Source organism: Flavobacterium sp. (assembly GCF_043722275.1).
Lineage (GTDB): Bacteria > Bacteroidota > Bacteroidia > Flavobacteriales > Flavobacteriaceae > Flavobacterium.
In genome coordinates, this window is the sequence record NZ_JAYSPC010000201.1 from 1 (window position 1) to 7304 (window position 7304).

General features: G+C 34.6%; 6 protein-coding genes and 1 pseudogene. 2 read left to right on the forward strand and 5 right to left on the reverse strand.

The window, feature by feature from the left end; all coding sequences use genetic code 11:
* The 5 genes and pseudogenes from ACHZDT_RS23610 to ACHZDT_RS23630 all read right to left on the reverse strand — a co-directional run.
* Nucleotides 1-260, reverse strand: a pseudogene (locus ACHZDT_RS23610) (potassium-transporting ATPase subunit B); the annotation flags it as partial.
* A gap of 12 nt (nucleotides 261-272) precedes the next feature.
* Nucleotides 273-1994: a potassium-transporting ATPase subunit KdpA gene (gene kdpA, locus ACHZDT_RS23615; protein WP_394777151.1), complete on the reverse strand. Its 1722-nt coding sequence runs from the start codon at nucleotides 1992-1994 to the stop codon at nucleotides 273-275.
* Between the two features lie 84 nt (nucleotides 1995-2078).
* Nucleotides 2079-2156, reverse strand: a complete 78-nt coding sequence (gene kdpF, locus ACHZDT_RS23620; RefSeq protein WP_072975519.1) for a K(+)-transporting ATPase subunit F — start codon at nucleotides 2154-2156, stop codon at nucleotides 2079-2081.
* A 196-nt stretch (nucleotides 2157-2352) separates the two neighbouring features.
* Nucleotides 2353-2634 carry a hypothetical protein gene (locus ACHZDT_RS23625; RefSeq protein ID WP_394777152.1) on the reverse strand — a complete coding sequence of 94 codons (282 nt, stop codon included), beginning with the start codon at nucleotides 2632-2634 and terminating at the stop codon, nucleotides 2353-2355.
* A gap of 347 nt (nucleotides 2635-2981) precedes the next feature.
* Nucleotides 2982-4325, reverse strand: a complete 1344-nt coding sequence (locus ACHZDT_RS23630; RefSeq protein ID WP_394777153.1) for a sigma-54-dependent transcriptional regulator — start codon at nucleotides 4323-4325, stop codon at nucleotides 2982-2984.
* A 187-nt stretch (nucleotides 4326-4512) separates the two neighbouring features.
* On the opposite strand from ACHZDT_RS23630, the gene ACHZDT_RS23635 reads away from it, so the two are divergent.
* Nucleotides 4513-5751 (forward strand): polysaccharide deacetylase family protein, encoded by a 1239-nt coding sequence (locus tag ACHZDT_RS23635; protein ID WP_394777154.1) that lies wholly within the window; start codon nucleotides 4513-4515, stop codon nucleotides 5749-5751.
* A gap of 93 nt (nucleotides 5752-5844) precedes the next feature.
* Nucleotides 5845-6855: an LLM class flavin-dependent oxidoreductase gene (locus ACHZDT_RS23640; protein ID WP_394777155.1), complete on the forward strand. Its 1011-nt coding sequence runs from the start codon at nucleotides 5845-5847 to the stop codon at nucleotides 6853-6855.
* Nucleotides 6856-7304 lie beyond the last annotated feature (449 nt).

The window sequence follows — 7304 nt, forward strand, 5'->3', positions numbered from 1 at the left end:
ATTGCCTCCGCAAAATTGGCAAACAAAAGCGTTGCAAGTAAAATCAGAAACACAATTAAGTTATAGGTGAAACTACCCTGATCTGTTGCTCCCATTAAAATGGAAACACAAACAGCAAGCATTATGGCAGTTCCTATTTCTACGGTAAACATTACCGGATTTTTGATCATCATTTTTGGATTCAGCTTCACAAAAGATTGCACTAAGGCTTCTTTTACCTGTTTGCTTTCAAACAATGAATTGGATTTATTATTAGTCATTTTTCTTTTATATTATTTTAAAGTAAAATATTCTGCCAATGGACCTAAAGCCAACGCTGGGAAGAATGATAAAGCAGCAATAATCGCGATTACGGCAAAAACCATTACACCAAAAATAGAAGTGTCAGTTTTTAAAGTTCCTGCACTTTCGGGGATGTATTTTTTATTAGCCAATAATCCTGCAATTGCCAATGGGCCAACGATAGGAATGAAACGGCTTAATAATAATACAATTCCTGTAGTGATATTCCAGAACGGATTGTTGTCCCCCAAACCTTCAAAACCGGAACCGTTATTGGCAGCGCTCGAAGTATATTCGTATAACATTTCAGAGAATCCGTGATGTCCGGGATTGTTTAACCAGCCTGTTGCGTTTCCGTTAAACCAGTAACCCATTGCCGTGTCGTTTGCAGCAAAATAAGAAGCTAAAGCTGTTCCTGATAATATTAATAAAGGGTGAAGAATAGCAATAAAAGCAGCAATTTTAACTTCTCTTGCTTCAATTTTCTTTCCTAAAAATTCAGGTGTTCGACCAACCATTAATCCGGAAATAAATACAGCCAGAATGATGAAAATATAAAAGTTGAGAATCCCAACACCGCAACCGCCATAAAATGCATTGACCATCATGGCAAGCAATTCCATAGCACCGGAAACAGGCATTGAACTATCGTGCATACTATTTACAGAACCTGTAGAAATTACGGTTGTGGCAATACTCCAAAAACCTGAAATCGCTGGTCCAAACCGAACTTCTTTTCCTTCCATCGCTCCGGTTGTTTGGGCAATTCCCATTTTTTCGATAGCAGGATTTCCGTTGATTTCACTTATAACTGTTGGAATAACGAGCAGTAAGAATCCAACCGTCATAACTCCGAAGATTACATATGAAAATTTCTTTTTCTTTAGATAAAAACCTAAAGCGAAAATCATAGCAAACGGAATAATTAATTGTGACCAAAGTTCAACTGCGTTGGTAAAATAAGTAGGGTTTTCTAAAGGATGCGCTGAGTTGGCTCCAAAAAAACCACCACCGTTTGTACCTAAATGTTTTATAGCAATAAAAGCTGCAGCGGGTCCGCGGGAAACTTCTACGTGATCGCCTTGTAAAGTTGTAATAGCATCTTTACTGTCAAAATCCATTGGGGTTCCGCTAAATGCTAAAATTGTAGCAACAATAATAGCAAGTGGCAATAAAATTCGTGTACAGCTTTTGATGAAATAATCGTAAAAATTACCTAGTTTATCAGTGGTTCTTTCTTTCATTGCATTAAAAATAATTGCCGCAGAAGCCATACCAACACCGGCAGAAACAAATTGCAAGAACATTAAAAACATTTGCGATAGATAAGAAACTCCGCTTTCGCCTGAATAATGTTGTAAATTACAATTTACGACAAACGAAATGGCGGTATTAAACGCCAAATCCGGGCTCATTGATGGATTGTTATCAGGATTTAAAAATAACGATCCTTGAAACAATAAGATAAAAAAGCAAAGAAAGAACCAAATCATGTTAATACTTAAAAGTGCTTTTAAGTGTTGTTTCCAGTTCATTTGTTCAGTAGAATTAATTCCGCTGATTTTAAAAATAAATTTTTCAATTGGATTGAAAATCGGGTCAAACAATGTTTTATCGCCCAAATAAACTTTAGCAATATATTTCCCTAACGGAATGGCTAAAATTATCGAAACGATAAAAATACTGATGACGCCAAGTAATTCTGTGTTCATAATTTTGAGATTATTTTTGTTGAGATGTAATTTGTAAAAGGAGACTGATGCATAATATCAATCTCACTTATAACTTTTGCATCATTAAAATTTTTCGGGTTTAATTAATACATAAACCAAATAGCCAAAAACGGCGATGGAAATAATAAATAGTGCAGTCATGATTTAGATTTTTTCAAAAAATTCAACTGATTTAAAACAAATAGCAAAAAGCAAAACGGCCAATGCGAGTAAAAGGAAAGTGATTAACATAGGAATGATTATTTTAGATTTTAGTCCCAATCCCGAAACTTCGGGACGGCATAGATTTTAGATTTTTGAACGATTAACCAATTAAACAGTTAACTGATTAAACATTTTACACACCCGAAGTATTGACTTGTTTGATGTATTCCGCTTTTAGCGTTTGAGGAAATAAATGTGAAATATTGCAGTGGCGCACTTCCATAAAGGAAGAAACCGAGAAAATGTAGACATTAGAAATAGCGTTTTTAGTTTCGATACTTCCTGTAATAAAAAGACGTTCAGCAAGAGCCAGACATTTTTTTGCACGAACGATATTACCTGAAATTATAGATTTCTTTGTAATGTCAGCAAAACGTTCCGCTTGTTTGTAGATTGAAGTGACTTGATTTTTCATGAGAATGAATTTTGTGTTCTTCCCACTTATGCCAAAAGCTGTTCCGAAAAAGTGTTGGAATGGCTAAAGCGTTGCCAATAAAAGCATTGTGATTTCATGCCAAAAAATAAGCATAAAAAAAGCCTATCAAAATGATAAGCTTTTATTGAAATGATAAGGGTTTATCCGGATTACTCCTGATTCCTGCAAGGTTTTCAAAACCTTGTAGGTATAAATTTTAGATAATCTGAATAGTAAAGATTGGAGTTGATTCGAAATACCTACAAGGTTTTGAAAACCTTGCAGGATCTAATGCGTTGAAGCTTTAAAATTGGAATTTGGAATTTTTAAATTGGAATTTACAACGGTTATTGTATACTATATTCCTCCAATTTTCTATACAAAGTAGCAATTCCAATTTCGAGTAATCGGGCAGTTTCCGCCTTATTACCTTTTGTATAATTTAAAACCTTCTGAATGTGAAGTTTCTCAACACTTTGCATAGAAAAAGCCGACATTGATTTGGTAGCTTTTTCAGGTTGATGTTGCATTTCATAAGGTAAAACATCCGAAGTTAAAATAGTATCACTGCTTAAAATTACAGATCTTTCAATGACATTTTTAAGTTCCCGAATATTTCCAGGCCAGGAATATGTTTCTAATTTCTGAAGAAAATCATCTGCAATATCTAACGTTTTTTTATTCGTTTTCTCAGAAAATTGTTTGACAAAATACTGCGTAATTGGCGCGATATCTTTAACTCTTTCTCTTAAAGGAGGAAGTTTAATTTCGAAAATATTCAAACGAAAATACAAATCAGAACGAAAACGATGTTCATCACTTTCTGTTTTTAAATCCCTGTTTGTAGCGGCAATTAATCTGAAATTTGATTTTTTGGGAGTTGTATCTCCAATCGGGATATATTCGCTGGTTTCTAAAACACGTAATAATTTTGCTTGCAGTTCAATTGGCATTTCTCCAATTTCATCCAGAAACAAAGTTCCGCCGTTAGCTTCTTCAATAAAACCTTTTTTATCTTTTAAAGCTCCGGTAAAAGCGCCTTGTTTGTGTCCGAATAATTCACTTTCTAAGATTTCCTTACTGAAAGTACTACAGTTTAAAGCAACAAAAGATTTCCCCACACGATTACTGTTTTCATGAATCGCTTGTGCAAAAACTTCTTTTCCGGTTCCGGTTTCGCCTGTTAGCAAAACTGTAGAATCGGTTACGGCAACTTTTTTGGCTAAATCAATAACTTGCTCAATTCCTTTAGATTTCCCTATAATGGTATTGAAAGAATATTTATCGCCAATACGTTTTTCAAGTTGTTGTACCTTTTTTTGTAAATGCGCCTTTTCAACGGCTTTATATAAAAGCGGAATAATTTTGTCATTATCATCGCCTTTTACGATATAATCAAAAGCGCCATTTTTCATAGCCTGAACACCATCCGGAATATTCCCGAAAGCGGTTAACAAAATAACTTCGATCAAAGGAAAACTTCCTTTAATGTTTTGGAGAAAATCAACGCCATTTCCGTCTGGTAATTTTACATCACATAAAACGACATCAATATCAGTTTGTTCAAGTTTCTTAAAACCTGATTTCAAATCCTTAGCTTCAATAACGTCAAATCCTTCTGATTTTATAATGCGTGCCAACAGACTTCTAAGTTTTTCTTCGTCGTCTATAATTAAAATTTTATGTGTCATTTGGGAAAAGGCTAGGATCTAAATTTATTTTGAAGTACAAATTTAGGTTTTAAATTAGTTCTCTTTTTTGATTAAATGGAAATTCTTTAAAAAAAAGTCACATACCAAAATCGTTACAATTTTTATTTCTAAGGATGAATTTAGCAAAAGAACTGTATCTTTAAAAACTCTAAATCAGTTATTTCAAATGAAAATACCACAATTCAGAATAAAGCCTTTTTTATTTACAACACTACTTATTATTAACGGCGTATTTCTTTGTTCAGCAAATAATTCAAATACAACAATTGATCCTCCAAAATCGAGATTGATTACATTTAAAATCAAATTAAAATTTGCTGGAAAAGTAAAGATTGAAACAGCAGCTTTAAAATTCAATAAACATTTAGCTTATAGTTTTACTCTGGACGATGGATATCGATCGGCTTATTTAACTGCTTTTCCTTTATTGAATGGAGGAAAAATAGCTTCAAAGAATATTAACGAATGGAAAAACGATCAGGGAGGAGACGGAACAAACTCAAAAGGACTTTTTTATTCAGATGGATTAGGAAATAAAATTTCGTTCAAACTAGGTTTGGCGATTAATGGCGGAACAATTGGAGATTTTTCGGCATATCGCGGACATCTTTCATGGGCTGAAGTAAAAGAAATGTACGATGCAGGTTGGGATATTTTAAATCATGGTTTAAATCATGCCACCAAACACGGAACTAATTTCCTGAACGAAGTAACGGAAAATACAACTTCAGTAAAACAAAATCTTGGGTTTACAATGTCGCAATTTGTAGTTCCCGGCGGAGAAAGTGATCCGGGATATCAATTAGAATATGAAAAAGACGCACTTGCAAATGGTTCTTTTTCTGTAGCATCTTATGTAGGGGCAGGTCCGGTTATTAAAGTGGATCAAAAAATAAATCTTGATAAAATGATTTATGCCCGAACCTTTGTTCAAAGTTCAAAAGATACAATTGGCTTTAAAACGATGGATCGTTTCTTAGCAACGTTTGATTCAGTTGCAAAATTGCAAAGTCCAATTTGGTACAACGAATTCACACACGGAGTAGGAAATGGAGATTTATGGTCATTAAGTATGCGTTTTCCAGACTTTAAATATTATATGACAAATATTGCAGACAAATATGGTTCAAAAGGAAATGATTCGATCTGGATGGCACCGTGGCAAGAAGTCTACGAATATATTTGGCTGAGAGACAGAATTAAAATTAACTATGAACAAAATGATAAAGATGTTGTTGTTATCGTTGAGGTTCCTGAAATTCCGGAAACATTTAGATATCGCGACATTTCTTTGACAATTAACTCACCTTCAAAATTCGAAATAGATTCTAAAGAATCCGATTTTACAATTTCAAATGATGGAAAAACAAATCATAAACTCATTAATATTAAACTAAATAAATAACACTTGTAGCTACAAATATTATAATTCTATTAACACGAAAGAATTTAGCCTTTGTGTCAAATGAATTAATTTTGCATAAAAGCTACATTATATATGAAAGACCCAATTTCAATCTCGATATTAGAATTAGCTATCATCACACAAGATAGCAATGCATCCGAAACATTTCAAAAAACAAAAGAAATAGCACAACTCGCAGACAACTTAGGTTACAAGCGTTTTTGGCTGGCCGAACATCACAATATGGCACATGTTGCAAGTACGGCAACAGTAGTTTTAATTGGTTATATTGCTGGTCACACTCAAAATATCCGAGTAGGTTCTGGCGGAATCATGTTACCTAATCATTCTCCTTTAATAGTAGCCGAGCAATTCGGCACACTAGAAACACTTTATCCTAATAGAATTGATTTAGGATTAGGAAGAGCGCCAGGAACAGATCAGCCAACCGCCGAAGCTATCCGAAAGGACTTTTTTGAGCAGGCACAACGTTTTCCTCAAAACGTAACCAAGCTTCAGGATTACTTTTCTGCCGAAAATGCCACTGCAAAAGTTAGAGCCTTTCCAGCTGAAGGTACCAATGTTCCAATCTGGATATTAGGTTCAAGTATGGAAAGTGCGGCTCTTGCCGCAGCTTATGGATTGCCATATGCTTTCGCGGGGCATTTTGCACCACGCCAAATGATTCAGGCTTTCGAGTTTTATCGCGAAAACTTCCAGCCTTCAGATGTTTTAGATAAACCCAAAACAATGGCTTGTGTCAATATTATTGCAGCCGACACAAATGAAGAGGCCGAAAGACTATCTACAAGTCTATATCAAATGTTTCTGAACTTAATTCGAGGTGATCGCAAAGGTTTGCAGCCACCAGTAGATTCTCTCGATGATATTATGGGCGAAGAAGAGCGTTTTCACGTCAATCAAATGACCGCATGTACTTTCACAGGAAACAAAGAGCAACTGATAACAGATATTAAAAAGTTTATCAACTACTCGAAAGTAGACGAACTAATGGCAACAAGCCCAATTTTCGATCATCAGGCAAAACTCAAAAGCATCCATATTACAAAAGAAGTAATTGATGATATAAACCACGCACTATAATATAGTAGTAATGTTTTTCTACTCCTATATATAAGGTATGATTTCTTCACCCACAACCCGACAGTTTTCAAAACCTGTCGGGTTTATTATTTCTATACATATTATTTTATCCAGCTGAGCGGAGTCGAAGCTTTTAGAATGAAGTTTTAGTTCAGGAGCTCTTTCCCGCTATGCACTCCAATCTTTTGTTTTTTTAAGAAAAAAGCAAAAGGATTTTCTACCGAGGCTTCGGGACTATCGGGGCTAGGGAATCAGTTTCGAAAAGAAGATGTGGCTCAAAGAGCAATAAAAACCACAAAAAAGCAAAACTTCGCGCCTTTGCGTCTTTGCGAAACCAATAAAAACAGGGTAAAAGCAAAACTTCGCGCCTTTGCGTCTTTGCAAGAAACAATAAAATCGGGTTTTGCATTCTTTTCGAAATACATTAGAAGATAAAAATCCTTGTAATA

Excerpts from the sequence above, each read along its gene's own strand:
- ACHZDT_RS23630 (WP_394777153.1), bottom strand. The coding sequence starts at position 4,325 with ATGACACATAAAATTTTAATTATAGACGACGAAGAAAAACTTAGAAGT.
- ACHZDT_RS23625 (WP_394777152.1), bottom strand. The coding sequence starts at position 2,634 with ATGAAAAATCAAGTCACTTCAATCTACAAACAAGCGGAACGTTTTGCT.
- ACHZDT_RS23640 (WP_394777155.1), top strand. The coding sequence starts at position 5,845 with ATGAAAGACCCAATTTCAATCTCGATATTAGAATTAGCTATCATCACA.
- ACHZDT_RS23635 (WP_394777154.1), top strand. The coding sequence starts at position 4,513 with ATGAAAATACCACAATTCAGAATAAAGCCTTTTTTATTTACAACACTA.
- kdpF (WP_072975519.1), bottom strand. The coding sequence starts at position 2,156 with ATGACTGCACTATTTATTATTTCCATCGCCGTTTTTGGCTATTTGGTT.
- kdpA (WP_394777151.1), bottom strand. The coding sequence starts at position 1,994 with ATGAACACAGAATTACTTGGCGTCATCAGTATTTTTATCGTTTCGATA.